We start from the raw sequence: 16539 nt of genomic DNA, 5'->3' as shown, positions 1-16539 counted from the left end.
ACTGAAATGCAATAATGGATGGAAATTGGGTGGGGATTGCCGACCTTTGGAGCGTAGGACACCCCCCCCTTGATCCCTCCCCACAAGGGAGGGAGACGTTGTGGCACGGGCCGGTGCCCGTGGCCGCCCCCTCCACCATGCTTCGCATGGTCCCCTCCCCCCGCCATGCGGGGGAGGACCGGAGAGTGCCCGTCAGGTGGCGACGGTCCGGCGGCGGTATTCGCTGGCGGCGTAGACGAGGAGGGCTGCGACGATGAGGCCGCCCACCAGTTGGGACCAATCCACCCCGGCGAGGAAGCGCGGGATCATCACCGAGGCGTTGAACGCGGCGTCGTTGAAGACGGTCGCCTCAAACTGCATGTTGTCGGTGCCGAACTTCAGCCGCTCGCCCAGATAGGTCAGGAAGTAGCCGGCGCGCGGACCGTTGTCGCCGATGACCAGGTTCTCGGCGAGGCCGATGAGCCCCGGGATCAGGAAGGCGAGCGGGATCGACCAGCGGCGGAACACCGTCGAGAGCGCACCGACCCAGGCGAAGAACGGGGCATACCAGAGCAGCGCGGTGACAAGGCAGACGAACGCGAAGCCGCCGATTTGTATGGCACTCCAGAGGAACTCGAAGACGCTGGGCACGCCGAGCCGCGGCAGCATCAGCGCAGTGACCATGGTGACGACGTAGATCAGGACGCCAGTGAGCAGGTACGCACCGAAGATCATGGCCGGCAGGATGGTCATGCCGGCGAGCGACTTCGACGCCAGCATCTTGAAATCGGTGACCGGCATCGACTTCCAGAACAGCATGGCGTTGTTCCGGCGATCGGCGCTGAAGGCATCGGCGTAGTAGAAGAACAGCGCCGCGAGCAGATACATGCACCAGAGCAGGCCGACCGCGAGGAAGCCGAACTCGAAGAACTTCAGCGCGGAGGGAACGCCGATCTCCTGGTGGAGCTGGAAGCGGTTGGAGGCGATGCCGAGCACGAGCATCAGCGTCATGATGCCGAGGATCAAGGCCGGGGCGTAGAAGAACGCGCCGCGGTGCTCGAGATACTCGCGCTTGATGAGGGCAACGAGAGACTTCATTTGGCGGGACCGCGCTGCATGAGGGCGACGAACAGGTCGCTGAGAGTTGGGGTGGAGACATCGCCGAACTGGGCGAGCCGGTCGCGATCGACGCCATCGAAGACCATCGCGGTCTGGCCGAAGCGGGTTTCGCTGTAGATCGGGCCGAGCGCCGTGGCGGCCGGAACCTGTTCGGGGCGGACGAGCACCTGACTGAACTTGGTGCTGACCGTTTCCATCTGCATGTGGAGGATCAGGTCGCCATCTCGGATGAACATGATGTCGCTGAGCATGAACTCGATCTCATCGACCTGGTGGGTGGTGATGAGGAGCGTGCGCTCTTCAGTCATGTAGTCCTCGAGCAGGCGCCGGTAGAAGCGCTTGCGATAGGTGATGTCGAGGCCGAGGGTCGGCTCGTCGAGGACCAGCAGCTTGGCATCGATCGCCATCACCACGGCGAGGTGGAGCTGGGCGATCATGCCCTTCGAGAGGTTCTTGATCCGCGCTTCCATCTTGACGTCGGTGCCCTCGAGGAAACCGCGGGCCTTCGCCTGATCGAAGTTGGGGTGGATGTTGGTGAGGAGCGCGAAGAGTTCGCGCACCCTGAGGAACCGCGGCAGGCTCGCGACATCGGAGATGAAGGCGACGTTCTTCATCAACGAGGCGCGCTTCTGGTACGGATCCTCGCCGAGGACACGCACGGTGCCCTCGTAGGAGGTGAGGCCGAGCAGCGCGTTCAGCGTGGTGGTTTTGCCGGCGCCATTGTGACCGACGAGCCCATAGATGCGGCCGGCTGGGATATCGAAATCGAGCCCGTGGAGGATTTCGGTGCGGCCGAAATGCTTCTTGAGGCCGCGCGCCGAGACGATCGGAGCAGCTGTGGTTTGAGCCAGATCATTCATCTTTACCGCCTTGCTTCAACAGTTGATTGGGATCGAGATCGAGGGCCGCCATGCGCGCCATGACGCGCGGCCATTCCTCGGTCAGAAATTTCTGGCGCTCGTGGGCGAGCAGCCGCTGGTGGCCGCCTTCGGCCACGAACATGCCCATGCCGCGACGTGACTCGACGACGCCGATATCGACGAGCGACTGGTAAGCGCGGGTGACGGTCAACGGGTTGACCGAGAGATCGGCGGAGATCTGGCGCACGGAAGGAAGCGCCTCGCCCTCCTTGGCGGTTTTGCTCAGGATCATGTCGGCAATCCTTTCGCCGATCTGTACGAAGATCGGCTGGCTGTCGTTGAATTGGCTCATGCGTGATGCCTTGGTAGTGTGCTAGTTATGTAGCACACCATTTCGGTGGCGCAAGCAGAATCTTCAAGGGCGGGCTTCTGACGTCTTGGTCACGCTCTTGGCATTGTCGATCCGGAGCGCGTAGTTTCGACAGCGCCGCGACAATAACGCCTTGTGTCACCGGCGGTTTCTGGGGGGCGACGTGCGCATTCTGATCACCGGCAGTGCGGGGTTCATCGGCTTTCACCTCGCCCGGCGGCTATTGGCCGAGGGGCACGAGGTGATCGGGCTCGATGCGCTGACGCCGTATTACGACGTGGGGCTGAAACAGCAGCGGCATGCGATTCTGGAGGCCGAGGCGCGGTTTCGGCCGGTGATCGGGCGGCTGGAGGACGATGCGGCGGTGGCGGCGGCGTTCGCCGATGCGCCGGAGGTGGTGGTGCATCTCGCGGCACAGGCGGGGGTGCGCTACAGCCTCGAGGCGCCGTTCAGTTACACCGAGAGCAATGTGACGGGGACGCTTGCGATCCTCGAGGCGGCGCGGCGGACGCAGCCGAAGCACCTGCTTATCGCGTCTTCGAGTTCGGTCTATGGCATGGCGGGGAAACCCTCGCGCGAGACGGATGTGACCGACCGGCCGGTGTCGCTTTATGCGGCGACCAAGAAGGCGACGGAGGCGATGAGCCATTCGTATGCCCACCTGTTCGGAGTGCCGACGACGTGTTTGCGGTTCTTCACGGTCTATGGGCCGTGGGGGCGGCCGGATATGGCGCTGTTCAGGTTCGCCGAGGCGATCGCCAAGGGTGAGCCGATCAGCATCTACGGCGAGGGGCGGATGCGTCGGGACTTTACTTATGTCGAGGACGTGGCGGCGGCGGTGGGGCGGTTGATCGGGCGGGGGCCGGTGCAGGGTGAGCCGGTGGCGGGGGACTCGCTGTCGCCGGTGGCGCCCTGGCGGGTGGTGAACATCGCGGGTGGCCGGCCTGTGGAGCTGATGCGGTTCGTCACGGCGATCGAAGCGGCGATGGGGCGCGAGGCGAAGAAGGAACTGCTGCCGATGCAGCCGGGGGATGTGACCGAGACGGCGGCGGATGTGAGGTTGCTGCGGGCGCTGATCGGAGAAGTGCCGGGGACGAATGTGGAGGATGGGGTGTGGGCGTTTGTGGAGTGGTTTCGGGGGTAGCGGAGCTAGTAGCTTGACCTCGCCACAACCTCGGCCGTCATCCCGGCGAAAGCCGGGACCCAGTGCGCTGAGCGCTCCACCAATACAATCGCGCCGACCTTGCTGTGATGGACCGGACGGGTTTCGTGCCGGCCCAACCGTCCGAGCAGTGGGTCCGGCTTTCGCCGGGATGACGGCCGGTGGGGTGGCGAGACGGTGCCCAACAACAGAAAGCGTCACTCAACCGAACGGAAAATCGCTTGAGTGCTAACGACTCGCCGGCACTGACATGTTAGAGGCAAGTATTGCTTTCGGCTCGACCTGAGCCGGCCCACCTTCGATTTTCGGATTCCCAAATTGACGGCCACAGCTTCGGCACCGGCGACTTCGATCGCCAGCAAGACCACGCTCTCGATCATCGTCGCGGTGTCGGTTTGCCACCTGATCAACGACGTGATGCAGTCGCTGCTGACCGCCATCTACCCGATCCTCAAGGAGAATTACGGCCTCGATTTCGTGCAGATCGGGCTGTTGACCTTCACCTTCCAGTGCACCGCGTCGCTGCTGCAGCCGGCGATCGGCATGTACACCGACAAGCGGCCCCTGCCCTATTCGCTGCCGGTCGGCATGGCATCGAGCCTTGTCGGCCTCATCATCCTCGGGTTCGCGCAGAGCTACTGGCTGCTGCTGCTCGGCTCGGCGTTCGTCGGGCTCGGCTCGGCGATCTTCCATCCGGAGAGCTCGCGCGTGGCGCGGCTGGCTTCGGGCGGGCGGCATGGCTTGGCGCAGTCGTTGTTCCAGGTGGGCGGCAATCTCGGCTCGGCGATCGGACCGCTGCTCGCGGCCTTCATCGTCTTGCCGCGCGGGCAATCGAGCGTCAGCTGGTTCGCGGTGGGCTCGCTGCTCGGCATCTTCATTTTGTGGCGGGTCGGCAACTGGTACGCGGCGCACCGCAAGGCCAATGCCGGCAAGGCGCCGGCGAGCACGACGCTGCTGTTCGACAAGCGCACGACGGCGATCGCGCTCATCGTGCTGACCGTGCTGACGCTGACCAAGAACGCCTACATGGCGGGGCTTTCGAGCTATTACACGTTCTTCCTGATCGACAAGTTCCAGGTCGGGGTGCAGGACGCGCAGCTGCTGCTGTTCGTCTATCTCGGGGCGTCGGCGCTCGGCGTCTTCCTCGGCGGGCCGATCGGCGACCGGTTCGGCGCGAAGTTCGTGATCTGGTTTTCCATCCTCGGGGTGCTGCCGTTCACGCTGGCGCTACCCTATGCCGACCTCAGATGGACGGTGATCCTGACGGTGCTGATCGGGCTGATCTTCTCGTCGGCGTTCTCGGCCATCGTGGTGTTCGCGCAGGAGTTGATGCCGGGCCGGGTCGGGATGATCGCCGGGATCTTCTTCGGCTTTGCGTTTGGGGCGGGCGGGATTGCGGCTGCGGCGCTCGGGGCGCTCGCCGACGTGGCGGGGATCCAGTACGTGTTCTGGCTATGCTCGTTCCTGCCGCTGGCGGGATTGCTGACGGTGTTCCTGCCGGAGATGCAGCACAGGGTTCGGTAGCCGACTGAGGCTTTGCCCGCCCCCTCCACCAGCTTCGCTGGTCCCCCTCCCCCGCCACGCGGGGGAGGATCAGGAGAGGCTGGTGCTTTTGGCTAGATCTGCAGCAGAGCCACCGGCTTCTGCAGCTTGAACACCGTACCCGTCGCGGTCAGCGTTCCATCGGCTCCCACATCAAACACCACCAGGTCTTCGCTCTCCTGGTTGGCGACGATCAGGTGGTTTTCCAGAAGCAGGAAGAAGCGCGGCCAGTTGCCCCCGCAGGGGATGTTCTGTTTGAGGCTGATGCGGCCGTCGGCGGCGATGGCGAAGGCAGTGATCGAGTTGTGGCCGCGGTTCGAGACGTAGGCGATGGTGCCGGCCGGATTGATCTGGATGTGCGCGCCGGTCGACTCGCCATTGAAGTCGGCGGGGAGCGCCGAGAGCGTGTTGAGCGCGGTGAGCTTGCCGCCGGGCTGGCGGGCGAGCGCGGTCAGCGTCTGGGCGTATTCGGTGAACAGGTAGGCGAACTTGCCGTTCGGGTGGAACGCCAGGTGGCGCGGGCCGGCCCCTTTCGGGGTCTGGAACGCCGTCTCGGGGCCACCGAAGGTGCCCGTCGCGGCGGCGTAGGCGAAGCTGCGGACTTCGTCGTGGCCGAGATCGACATTGTAGAGGCGATTGCCTTCGGGGGACCATTGTGTCCAGTGGGCGTGGCCGGTGTCGTGGGCCTGCGTGCCGCGGAGGACCGGTCCGGCGGCGAGAGTGCCGGTGGGGCCGATGGCGTACGTGGGCACGGAGTCATCCCCATAATTGGCGACGGCGAGGCGCGTCGCGTCGGGGCTGAGACTGAGGTAGCAGGGGTAGTTCGCGCCCGTCGGCGTGTAGCCGAGCGGAGTGACCGTCGCGAGGTCGGGCGAAAGCGTGAAAGCGCCGACCATAGCCGCCATCTCGTCGGTGACGTAAACGGTGCGCGTCGAGGGCGCGAAGGCGATCCAGGAGACGTCGGGGGTGCCGGGGAAGCTGCGGACGAGCTCGATGTTGCCGGTGGCGGTATCGAAGCTCAAGAGCTTCAAGCCTTCGCCGTTCGGGCCGGTATAGGATCCGGACAGCAGGGAAATCTTGGTCACGCGGCACTCCTCCTCGCGCTGGACGCGGGACGGGGAGCGCCGCGTTCACGGCAAGCTTCTTACGAGACTCGCCGGCTGAAAGCTATTGCGGCGCCTTGGGCCGTTTCGGGTCGTAGCCGACGCAGGTGGTGATGCCTTCGTCGCGCGAACAGGTGACGTTGTAGCCGCCCGATTTCGAGCAAGTGCCGGTGTTGTCGTCGTGCGACTCGTAGGTGCCGCCGATGCTGGCGCAGTTGGCGCCATACTGGCCGAGGCTCAGGGTTTTCGAGGTCTGGTAGACGTTGTCGGTGGCGCCGACAGCGGTGGCGAGCCCGAGTGTTGCAACAAGAACAAGAAGCGTTTTCATGATCCTAGTCCCTCGTGAAGCCCGCGCGGGGTGCGCGTCGGGCTTGAGGGTGCGCTTGCTGCACTGTCGTGACGGTGAACGGGTCGTTCAGGCCGCCGGTTAGCGCGCCCGGTCCCAGCCTTCGCGCATCAGCTTGAAGCCCTTTTCGTACACCTCGGCTTCGCTGCCAAACAGCGGGCGCCAGATCTTGGTGGCGGCGGCGAGGTCCGGGAGGGCGGAGCCGAAGGCTTCGATGGTCATCCAACCGTCGTAGCCGGATTGCTTCAGGGCATTGAAGACTGACCGGAAATCGATGTGGCCGGCGCCGGGGACGCCGCGGTTGTTCTCGGTGATGTGGACGTGGTTGATCTGCCCAATGGTCGAGGCGATCAGGGGCGGAACCGAGTTTTCCTCGATGTTGGTGTGGAACGTGTCGAACAGGTAGCCGTAATTCGGCTCGTCCACCCGGCGGACAAGGCTTGCGGCCTGCTCCATGGTGTTGAGGAAGTAGCACTCGAACCGGTTGAGCGGCTCGACAGACAGCGCCACGCCCTGCTGCGCGGCGTACTGTGCCGCCTGTTTGTGGACGTCGGCACACCAGGCAATCTCATCGGCGGTGGGGCCACGGCCGGAGAACTCGCCCAGCGGCTGGTGGAACGGGCCGCAGACGAGCGTGGCGCCGAGAGCCGCCGTGCAATCGGTCAGCCAGTTGAGGTGCGTGAGGGCGCCGGCGCGCTGCACATAATCGGGGGAGATGGCGTTGCCGCCGGCCATGACGCCGACGCCGGTGGCGCCGAGGCCGACATCGCGGAGGCGGCGGCCGAGCTTTTCGTAGTGGTCGGGCGTGCCTTCGAACATCGGGACTTCGACGCCGTCATAGCCGGTGGCCTTCAGGCGCTCGATGATGGGCCAGTGCTCGTCGGTGACGTGCGTGGTCCAGAGGAGGAGGTCGAAGCCGAGTTTCACAGGTTCACCCAGCTGCCGGATTTGCCCGAGCTGATGATGGCGTCGCAGAGTTTGTTGGTTTCCAGCGCGTCGCGGAAGGTGGGGGCGGCGGGTTTGCCTGTCTTGAGGCCTTCGAGGAAATCGGCAGCGGTGTGGGTGAAGCTATGCTCGAAGCCGATGATCAGACCGGGGACCCACCACTTGCCGAGATAGGGGTGATCGCCGTCGGTGACGAGGATGTTGGTCCAGCCGCGCAGGCGCCCCTCGGTGGAGTGATCGAACCACTGCACGCGGTTCATGTCGTGCAGGTCCCAGGCGAGCGAGCCCTTCTCGCCGTTGATCTCGAGCGTGTAGGCGGCCTTGTGGCCGCGGGCGTAGCGGGTGGATTCGAACGTGCCCAGCGCGCCGTTGGCGAAGCGGGTGAGCACGGCGGCCGCATCGTCGATACCGACGGTTTGCTTCTTGCCGGTGTCGGCGTGGGTGCGCTCTTTGACGAAGGTTTCGGTCATGGCGGTGAGCGAGGAGATGCCGCCGTTGATCCAGGTGGCGCTGTCGAGGCAGTGGGCGAGGAGATCGCCGGTGACGCCGGAGCCGGCGGCATTGACGTCGAGGCGCCAGGTGCCGGGGCCGCCCTGCGGCACGTCTGGCGAGATGGTCCAATCCTGCAGGAACTTGGCGCGGTAGTGGAAGATGCGGCCGAGCTTCTGCTCAGCGACGAGCTGCTTGATCAGCGAGACGGCGGGGACGCGGCGGTAGTTGTACCAGACGAGGTTGGGGACGCCGGCCTTTTCCACCGCATCGACCATCGGCTGACCCTCGGCGGCGGTGCGGGCGAGCGGCTTTTCGGTGAGCACCATCTTGCCGGCCTTGGCGGCGGCGATGGCGATCTCGGCGTGGAGGTCGTTGGGCACGCAGATATCGATGGCGTCGATGTCCTTGCGTTCGACCAGGGCGCGCCAGTCATGCTCGATGCTCTCATAGCCCCACTGCTCGGCGAAGCGGCGCACCTTGCTGTCGTTCCGCGCGGCGACCGCCTTCAGCACCGGGTGGTAGCCGGTATCGAAGAAGTGGGAAACGGAGGCCCAGGCGTGCGAGTGGCAGCGTGCCATGAAGCCGTAGCCGACCATGCCGATGTTGAGTTGTTTGGTCATTGGTTCCTCGGTCGTGAGGGGGGATGCGCGGGAATGACAGCGGTCTGGGAGGCGGCCGGGCTATTCCCGCCAGCCGTGGGCGTCGCGGACTTTGAGCATGGCGCCGAGGACCTTGTTCCAGGTCTCCTGCTGCTCCATCACGGCGTTGGGGAACATGCAGCCGTCCCAGCAGATGTGGCGCATCTTTTTGGTCAGTTCGCCCTTGTCGTCGCGCAGCCAGTAGCCGGCGTGCTTGGTCACATCGAGCCGGCCATTGGGGTCGTCGATCTGGCAGTGGCGGCCGGTCTTTTCATGGTCGCCGGAGCCGAAGGTGGTGCCGTCGTTCTGGGCGACGTGGAAATCCAGCGTCCAGGGGCGCAGGGCGTCGGCGACCTTGTGATAGGCGGCGTCGAGCGCGGCCTTGTCGCTCCACTCGAAATCCTTGGGCAGGATGCGGTCCTTTTCGGCGTTGGCGCCGAGGACGAACAGCATGGAGTGGGCCATGTCGGCCTGGTAGCCGACGACGCCCGGCATGCCCACCATTTCGAGCAGCTTCACGTTCTCGCGCCAGGAGTGCATGCCGCCCCAGCAGATCTCGCCTTCGGCGACGATGTACTCGCCGTAGGATTGGGCGATGCGCCCGGCTTCGCGGAAGGTCTCGGCGATCTTCTTGGTGTTGCCGACCGGGTCGGCGTCCCAGGCTTCGACGCCGGTGGAACTATCGACGCGCACGCCGCCGGTGGGGCGGATACCGAGTTCGCGCATCTGCTTGCCAATGCGGCAGGCCTTTTCGACCTGGGTGAGGAAGCGCTTCACGTCGTCGGCGTCGCCCATGGCCGATCCGCCGCCGGCGCCGCCCCAAATTGGCGCGACGAAGCTGCCGACCTTGAGGCCGAAGCTGGCGATGTGATCGCTCATGCGCTTCACATCGTCTTTCGAGCTGTCGATGGAGATATGCGGGTCGGCGAGCCAGAGGTCGACGCCATCGAACTTCTGCCCGTCGACTTCGGCGTTGGCGGTGAGCTTCAGCAGCGTATCGAGGGGGATGATGGGCTCGGAACCCGGGGCGCCCTTGCCGACCACGCCGGGCCAGGTGGCGTTGTGGAGTTTCGGGTAGTTGTTGGATGCCATGGTCCCCTCCCCCGGGGATTATTGATCACTGAAAAGACTGAGCGTGGGGCACCCCCACCCTTGATCCCTCCCCACAAGGGGGAGGGAGACGACTGAGAGATCGTGCCTCACCAACCAACCGTCCGAGGCTTGCGCATCCCTCCCCCTCGTGGGGAGGGATTGAGGGTGGGGGTGGGAAGCCACGATGCTCATGGCTACGCCGCCTTGTGCCTGAGGTTGAGGCCGGTTTTGGCGTCGAACAGCATCACCTTGTCCGGGTTCCAGCTGAAGCGGACGGCTTCTTCGACCTTGACGTCGACGCGGGCCGGGACGGCGGCGCGCATCAGGTTGTCGCCGACGCGCAGGGTGACGATCTTTTCGATGCCGTGGTTTTCCACGTCGTGGATGCGGGCCTCGTTCGTGGCGCCGGAGGCGACTTCGACGTCTTCGGGGCGGATGCCGAAGGTGACCGGGCCCTGGACCGGCGCAGCGGCGTTGATCGACATCTCGAAGCTCTGGGCGACGCTGGCGAGATTGCCGGCGAGGCTGCCGGGCAACAGGTTGATGGCGGGCGATCCGACGAAGCTCGCGACGAAGGTGTCGCGCGGGTTGGTGTAGACCTCGCGCGGGGTGCCGACCTGGACGATGCGACCCTTGTTGAGCACGGCGATGCGGTCGCCCATGGTCATGGCCTCGACCTGATCGTGGGTGACGAAGATGAAGGTGGCGCCGAGCCGCATCTGCAGGTCTTTGAGCTCGGAGCGCAGCGACTCGCGGAGCTTGGCGTCGAGCGCCGAGAGCGGCTCGTCCATCAAGAAGACCTGCGGCTCACGCACGATGGCGCGGCCGATGGAAACGCGCTGCATCTCGCCGCCCGACAGCCGGTCGGTCTTGCGCTCGAGCAGGTGGGTGATGCGGAGGGTTTTCGACGCGTAGTCGATGCGCTTTGCGATATCGGCTTCGCTCATCTTGCGGACGCGCGAGCGCAGCGGGAAGGCGAGGTTGTCGCGCACCGTGAGGCGCGGATAGAGCGAATATTGCTGCAGCACCAGCGCGACGTCGCGCTCGGCCGGGCCCCAGTCGTTGACGTTCGCCTGGTTGATATGGATGGCGCCTTCGGTGGGCTTTTCGAGCCCGGCGATCATCCGCAACGTGGTAGTCTTGCCGGCGCCGGTGGGGCCGAGCAGCACGAAGAACTCACCGTCGCCGACGTCGAGATCGAGATTACCGACGGCGGTGTGGGTGCCGAATTTCTTGGTGATGTTTTCGAGGCGGATGCGGGCCATGTCAGTTGCCTAGCCGGATGTCGAGCGAGGCGCCCGATTTGGTGTCGAAGAAGTGCGCCTGCGCCGGATCGATGCGGGCGAAGACGGTGGTGCCGGGCTTGTCGACATAGCCGGAGGTGGTGCGGGCCCTGAGGGTCTTTTCGCCGAACTTCAGGTCGATGATGTCGAAGCCGCCAAAGGGCTGGATGATGTGGGCCTCGGCAGGCCGGTAGCCCGGCTTCTGGTCATGGCTGACAATGACGCCTTCGGGGCGCACGCCGAGGGAAAGGTCGCCAGCGGCCTTCTTCTGCTCGAGCATGCCGAGCAGTTCGCGCGGCAGGTCGAAGCTCGCGTCGTCGAGCGCGATGCGGGCGTTGCCGTCGGCCTCGCTGACCTTGGTGGCGGCGATGTTCATCACCGGCGAGCCGATGAACTGGGCGACGAACAGGTTGGCCGGGTAGAGATAGACCTCGGTGGGGGTGCCGACCTGCTGCAGCACGCCGTCGTTCATGACGACGATGCGATCGGCCAGCGACATGGCCTCGACCTGGTCGTGGGTGACGTAGATCGAGGTGGAGCCGTTCTCGAAATGCAGGCGCTTCAGTTCGATGCGCATAGTTTCGCGGAGCTTGGCGTCGAGTGAGCCGATCGGCTCATCGAGCAGCAGCGCCTTGGGGCGGCGCACCAATGCACGGCCGATGGCGACGCGCTGCATGTCGCCACCGGACAGCGCCGACGGGCGGGCATTGAGTAGATTCAGGATGCCGAGCGACTTGCCGACCGAGCGCACGGTCGAATCCACCACATCCTTGGCGGTGCCGACGGCGCGCAGCGGGAAAGCGAGGTTCTCGTAGACAGTGAAATGCGGATAGAGCGCGTAGTTCTGGAACACGAAGGCGATGTCGCGCTCGGCGGCGCGGAGGCCTTGGATGGGCTTGCCGTCGAGCAGGATATCGCCCGAGTCGATCTCCTCGAGGCCGGCGATGGCGCGCAGCGTCGTGGTCTTGCCGCAGCCGGACGGGCCGAGGAAAACCACGAACTCCTTGTCCTTCACGGTGAGGTTCACGTCCTTGATGACGTGGACCGGGCCGAAGTGCTTGTCGATGTGACGGAGTTCGATCTCAGCCATGCTGCGTGCCTCCGTGGACGGTGTCGACCTCGTCGATCAGCTTCTTGTCGGGCGGCGGAATGTGGACGGAGAAATTGAATCCGATGAGGCCGACCAACATGACCAGCACGCTCCACTGGTGCAGCACCTCCAGCCAGGGCTGGCAGAGAAACAGGATGCCGACGACCATGAAGGTCATGGAGCCAGGGTTGAGGATCTTCTGGTTGAAGTCGCGAATGTTCACTTGCGGATCGCCCCGAAGCTCATGCCACGCAGCAGGTGATTGCGAAGCAGGAAGGTGAAAATGGCGACCGGGAGCAGGAAGAGCACGGTGCCGGCGGCGATGACCGTCCAGTCCTGCAAGCCCGTGCCGATCTGACTCGGAATGAATGGTGGCGCCGTCTGGGCCCGCCGGTTGGTGAGGATCAGAGCGAAAGCGTATTCGTTCCAGGCGGTGATGAAGCAGAACACGGCGGTGGCGGCGATGCCCGTCGCGGCCTCGGGCAGCACGATCTTGAAGAAGGCCTGCATGCGCGTGTAGCCGTCGACCAGCGCCGCTTCCTCGTACTCCCTGGGAATTTCGTCGATGAAGCCTTTCATCAGCCAAACCGCGAACGAGACGTTGAAAGCGGTGTAGAGCAATATGAGCCCCAGATGCGTGTCGTTGAGCCCGACGGCGCGGTACATGAGGAACATCGGGATGGCGACGACGATCGGCGGCAGCATGCGCGTCGAAAGGATGAAGAACAGGAGGTCCGCCTCACCCTTTACGCGGAAGCGCGAGAAGCCGTAGGCGGTGATGGTGCCCATCGAGACCGCGAGGATGGTCGAGGTGATGGCGATGATCAGCGAATTGACGAAGCGGTCGGGATAGGCCGAGTAGACCACGTCGCCCTGGCCGTTGCGCGACAATCGCTCGCCGCCGGCGAGCACGAGCTGCTCCCACCAGGGGGCGGCGTCATAGGTGGCCTGGTCAACTGGCGCGGTCAGCTGGGCCCGCTTCACGAACAGTTTCACGAACGGCGTCACCTGCGGCTCGAACACGACGGTGGGCGGCACGGTGGTCGAGAGCAGCAGCGGCTTGAAGGCCGTCGAGGTGATCCAGTAGATCGGCGACAGGAAGATCAGCGTAATGACGATGACCGCAGCAATGGCGAGGCGGTTGCCGATACGTCCGGCACGCGTTGATACGACGGCCATCTCAGCGCTCCTTCGCCTTGTTGAGGTACTTCACGTAGATGTTGGTGATGCACAGCACCATGATCAGGATGATGTAGGCGAGCGCCGAGGATGGCCCGGTCTGCCACTGCTGGAAGGCCATCTTGTAGAGGCGCGAGGAGATCAGCTCCGCCGCCGGCTGGCCGGTCATCACGAAAGCGATGTCGAAGGTCTTGAAGGCTTCCATGGTGCGGAAGATCACCGCAATGAGCAGGATCGGCGCGACCAAAGGCAGGGTGATGCGGAAGAAGGTGTAGAACCGGCCGGCGCGATCGATCGAGGCGGCCTCGTAGAGGTGCTTGGGCACGGCACTGAGACCGGCGAGCGAGAGCAGCATCACGAACGGCGACCACATCCAGATGTCGGTGATCGCGACCGCGTAGAGCGCGAGGTTGGGGTCGGTGAGCCAGGCCACTTTGCCCAGGCCGAGCACATAATTGAGGATGCCCCACGAGGGATCGTAGATGAGCTTCCAAAACAGGCCGACCACGACCGGCGAGAGCATCATCGGCAAGAGCAGTAGCGTCGTGATGAAGCCCTTGAAGGGAATGGGGCGGTTGAGCAGCAGCGCCAGGCCGAAGCCGACGATGAACTGGCCCGTGACCGAGACGATGACGTACCACAGGGTGGTCGTGAAGGTGCGCCAGATCACCGGATCGGCGAGCACGTCGGCATAGTTCTTGAAGCCGACGAAATTGGCCGCAGCTTTGCTCGATGCCTTGAAGTCGGTGAAGGAGAACCCGAGCGAATAGAGCAGCGGGAAGACATTGAAGACGATCAGGAACCCCACCGTCGGGATGATGAACAGGTTCCGAATGGTGATGTCGCTCCATCCGCGCGTCGCTGCGCGTGTCTTTGGATCGAGCGTTGTCATCAACTTATCCAAGGCCAGAGTCCCCCGCTTGAGAATCCGGGGAGGCGGGCAAGCGCCGCCTCCCCGGACGTTTCGTCACCCGTCACTGGGCCGCGTAGCCGGCCGACTTGAGCGTATCGACCCAGGTGGCCGCCAGCTTGTCGAGGGTCTCCTTGGCCGTGCCCTTTCCGTCCACCACATAGGGGTAGAAGGTGTCGGCGGCCTCGGTGAGGAGCTCGGCATATTCAGGCAGCGCCCAGAAGTCGCGGACCTTGAACATGGTCTGGTAGAACGCCTCGTTGTACGGCGTGGCGTTGCGGAACTCGGCGCTCTCGAGAAGCTTGGCATCGCAGGTGTAGCCACCGAGCTCGGCCCAGCGCTTCTGGGTCTCGGGCTTGATGAACCACTCGAGGAACTTCACCGCCGCTTCCTTGTTCTGGCTGTAGCTCACAACCGAGATGCCCTGGCCGCCCAGCGCGGCGAAGTCATCGCCGTTCGGGCCCTTGGGGTTGGCGAAGAAGCCGGTCGACTTGGCATAGGGATTGGTGGCCTCGTTGATCAACGAGGGGAAGAAGGCGAAGTAGTTCATCGCCATCGCCGCCTGGCCCTGAGCAAACGCCGTATTAGTTTCGACGAAGAACGCGTTACCCCAGCCCGGCGGGTTGTAGGTAAAGAGCTTGCGATAGTCCTCAAGCGCCTTCACCGCCTTGTCGGAGTTGAGCTCGCCGGTGACCTTGTAGTTCGCGTAGTCACCGAACGAGCCGCCATAGGCGAAAACCGAGTTCTCGACGCCCATGACGATGGCATCGCCCGCATTCATCGTGTAGATCGCGGCCCCGTACATATTCTTGTCCGGGCGCGTGAAGAACTCGGCAATGTCGAGCAGCTGCTGCCAGGTCTGCGGAACGGCAAGGTCGTAGCCGTACTTGGCCTTGAACGCGGCCATCTCGTCCGGATTTTCGAACCAATCCTTCCGATAGGCCCAGCCGAGCGCGTCGCCTTCGAGCGGAACGGCCCAATATTTGCCGGAACCACCCGGATACTCCGAGTAGTACTTCATGGTCGCCGGAGCCATTGCCGTAGTCAGGTTGTGCTGAGCGACGAAGTCCGTCAGGTCGACATAGTGTCCCTGCGTCGAGCCTGCACCCAGCCACTGGCTGTCGCCGACCACGAGGTCATAGGCCGAGCCCTGGGCGTTGAATTCGGTGAAGGCCTTGGTCTGGAAGTCCGGCCACGGAACGGTTTCCACGGTGACCTTTGCATCCGGGTACTCGTTGACGAGTTCCTGCAGATAGTTGGCCGGATCCCATTCGGCCCACAGGATGGTCAGTTCCTGCGCCAGCACAGATGTGCTCGACGCAAGCATCAGGCCCAAACCGGCCAGTATGCCCTTGGTAACAGTGCGCATTATGGTCCTCCCTCTAGCGCTTCCGACGGCCGGCATATGCGGCACCGACCGAAGCCCCTCCTCCGTGCCGGGGGCCTTCACAGCAGCGAACCGGCCAAAAGCTCTCCCAAGCTTCGGCGACCGGCCGTTCTCTCGCGACGTTCGGGACCCCTCCCTCATCACCGGGACTACAGCGCTGGCCTCTCCCAAGGCCCGCGCGGTCACCAGTTATGGCGCTCCTCCAAGCGCCCGTCGCACTTGATCTTCCTCCTGATCGACGTGCGTCAAAACTACAAATTCAACGTTTTATCAGTCTCGTCAAGCTAACATGCTAGCATTTATGCAAGTCGTGACCCGGTTTAGGAAAATAGTTTCCCTCACCGGCTCAGGCAGCGGACTCCGCGACGGCAGCGCGGACTAGCGCGGTGGCTGCCCAGGTCGCGACTTCCGTAGTCTCGTCAAACTCAAGCCCCCACAAGTCTTTGAGAACAATGAGGACTTCCAGACCGTAGACCAGGGACAACGCCTTGGCGAGTCGCTGGAACTTGGCGTCTGGCAATTTATTCTTGAGCGGCGCTATCGCCATTTGCAGCAGCTCGACCCGATGGCCGCGCTTGAACGGCGGTTCGGCGCCGAGCGTACCGGCGCGGCGCTGCGCCCACTGCTCGAGCGACAGCTTCAGGGCCGCCTTGAAGGTGGCCTCGAACTCGGCGACGCGCGGCATGGTGAGCGCGAGCAGGTCGAGGACGCGGGTCTCAGGATCCTCGCTGGCGCTCTTCCAGTTGAGGATCGGGCCGAGGCCTTCGTCGACCACGGCGTGGACCAGGGCGGCCTGGCTCGGGAAATAGCGATAGGCGGTGGCGCGCGACACTTGGGCGGCCTCGGCTACGTCGCTGACGGACGGGGTCTGGCCGTTCTGCATCAGGGCGATGGCGGTCTCGAGCATGAGTTTGCGAGTGCGCGCACGGGCGCCTTTCGGCTCGGAACTCTGCTGCTCATTGGGCTGTGAGACGTCCATATCGAAATGATACGCACATCTCAAAATGCTTTGCAATGGCGGCGGGGCTCTGCCATGACATGG

17 protein-coding genes are annotated in these 16539 nt (G+C 64.3%); 2 read left to right on the top strand and 15 right to left on the bottom strand.

Annotated features, from left to right (window positions below):
• Nucleotides 1-192: 192 nt before the first annotated feature.
• From AC1DV8_RS13730 to AC1DV8_RS13720, 3 genes are read right to left on the bottom strand one after another with little or no spacing between them, the layout of a single operon-like run.
• Nucleotides 193-1077 carry a hypothetical protein gene (locus tag AC1DV8_RS13730; protein WP_477150628.1) on the bottom strand — a complete coding sequence of 295 codons (885 nt, stop codon included), beginning with the start codon at nt 1075-1077 and terminating at the stop codon, nt 193-195.
• Nucleotides 1074-1958, bottom strand: a complete 885-nt coding sequence (locus AC1DV8_RS13725; protein WP_477150629.1) for an ABC transporter ATP-binding protein — start codon at nt 1956-1958, stop codon at nt 1074-1076. The genes AC1DV8_RS13730 and AC1DV8_RS13725 overlap by 4 nt, the downstream gene beginning before the upstream one ends.
• The gene (locus AC1DV8_RS13720) at nt 1951-2310 is read right to left on the bottom strand and encodes a GntR family transcriptional regulator (RefSeq protein WP_477150630.1); all 360 of its coding nucleotides are present in this window, start codon (nt 2308-2310) and stop codon (nt 1951-1953) included. The genes AC1DV8_RS13725 and AC1DV8_RS13720 overlap by 8 nt, the downstream gene beginning before the upstream one ends.
• A 181-nt stretch (nt 2311-2491) precedes the next feature.
• Here AC1DV8_RS13720 and AC1DV8_RS13715 point away from each other — a divergent pair, with 181 nt between their 5' ends.
• Nucleotides 2492-3472 (top strand): NAD-dependent epimerase/dehydratase family protein, encoded by a 981-nt coding sequence (locus AC1DV8_RS13715; RefSeq protein WP_477157831.1) that lies wholly within the window; start codon nt 2492-2494, stop codon nt 3470-3472.
• Between the two features lie 336 nt (nt 3473-3808).
• Nucleotides 3809-5014 (top strand): MFS transporter, encoded by a 1206-nt coding sequence (locus AC1DV8_RS13710; protein WP_477157830.1) that lies wholly within the window; start codon nt 3809-3811, stop codon nt 5012-5014.
• Between the two features lie 92 nt (nt 5015-5106).
• Here AC1DV8_RS13710 and AC1DV8_RS13705 read toward each other — a convergent pair whose 3' ends face one another.
• From AC1DV8_RS13705 to AC1DV8_RS13650, 12 genes are all read right to left on the bottom strand, one after another.
• Complete coding sequence (locus AC1DV8_RS13705; RefSeq protein ID WP_477157829.1) at nt 5107-6117, bottom strand: lactonase family protein; 1011 nt, start codon at nt 6115-6117, stop codon at nt 5107-5109.
• Nucleotides 6118-6199: 82 nt separating this feature from the next.
• Nucleotides 6200-6463, bottom strand: a complete 264-nt coding sequence (locus tag AC1DV8_RS13700) for a hypothetical protein (RefSeq protein WP_477157828.1) — start codon at nt 6461-6463, stop codon at nt 6200-6202.
• A gap of 99 nt (nt 6464-6562) precedes the next feature.
• A complete protein-coding gene (locus AC1DV8_RS13695; protein ID WP_477157827.1) occupies nt 6563-7408 on the bottom strand; it encodes a sugar phosphate isomerase/epimerase family protein in 846 nt (281 codons plus the stop codon).
• Entirely contained in the window at nt 7405-8538 is a 1134-nt protein-coding gene (locus AC1DV8_RS13690) for a Gfo/Idh/MocA family protein (RefSeq protein ID WP_477157826.1), read from the bottom strand. The genes AC1DV8_RS13695 and AC1DV8_RS13690 overlap by 4 nt, the downstream gene beginning before the upstream one ends.
• Before the next feature lie 60 nt (nt 8539-8598).
• Complete coding sequence (locus AC1DV8_RS13685) at nt 8599-9648, bottom strand: TIM barrel protein (protein ID WP_477157825.1); 1050 nt, start codon at nt 9646-9648, stop codon at nt 8599-8601.
• A gap of 194 nt (nt 9649-9842) precedes the next feature.
• Complete coding sequence (locus AC1DV8_RS13680) at nt 9843-10913, bottom strand: ABC transporter ATP-binding protein (protein WP_477157824.1); 1071 nt, start codon at nt 10911-10913, stop codon at nt 9843-9845.
• Nucleotide 10914: 1 nt separating this feature from the next.
• A complete protein-coding gene (locus AC1DV8_RS13675) occupies nt 10915-12021 on the bottom strand; it encodes an ABC transporter ATP-binding protein (RefSeq protein ID WP_477157823.1) in 1107 nt (368 codons plus the stop codon).
• Nucleotides 12014-12244, bottom strand: coding sequence for a hypothetical protein (locus AC1DV8_RS13670; protein ID WP_477157822.1), 231 nt, complete (start codon nt 12242-12244; stop codon nt 12014-12016). The genes AC1DV8_RS13675 and AC1DV8_RS13670 overlap by 8 nt, the downstream gene beginning before the upstream one ends.
• The gene (locus tag AC1DV8_RS13665; protein WP_477150641.1) at nt 12241-13200 is read right to left on the bottom strand and encodes a carbohydrate ABC transporter permease; all 960 of its coding nucleotides are present in this window, start codon (nt 13198-13200) and stop codon (nt 12241-12243) included. The genes AC1DV8_RS13670 and AC1DV8_RS13665 overlap by 4 nt, the downstream gene beginning before the upstream one ends.
• A 1-nt stretch (nt 13201) precedes the next feature.
• Nucleotides 13202-14092: a carbohydrate ABC transporter permease gene (locus AC1DV8_RS13660; RefSeq protein WP_477150642.1), complete on the bottom strand. Its 891-nt coding sequence runs from the start codon at nt 14090-14092 to the stop codon at nt 13202-13204.
• 82 nt (nt 14093-14174) lie between these two features.
• Entirely contained in the window at nt 14175-15479 is a 1305-nt protein-coding gene (locus AC1DV8_RS13655; protein WP_477157821.1) for an ABC transporter substrate-binding protein, read from the bottom strand.
• 364 nt (nt 15480-15843) lie between these two features.
• Nucleotides 15844-16476, bottom strand: a complete 633-nt coding sequence (locus tag AC1DV8_RS13650; RefSeq protein WP_477150644.1) for a TetR/AcrR family transcriptional regulator — start codon at nt 16474-16476, stop codon at nt 15844-15846.
• Nucleotides 16477-16539 lie beyond the last annotated feature (63 nt).

Source organism: Devosia sp. P3_B2, from assembly GCF_056402875.1.
This window is presented reverse-complemented; position numbering and strand designations above follow the sequence as displayed.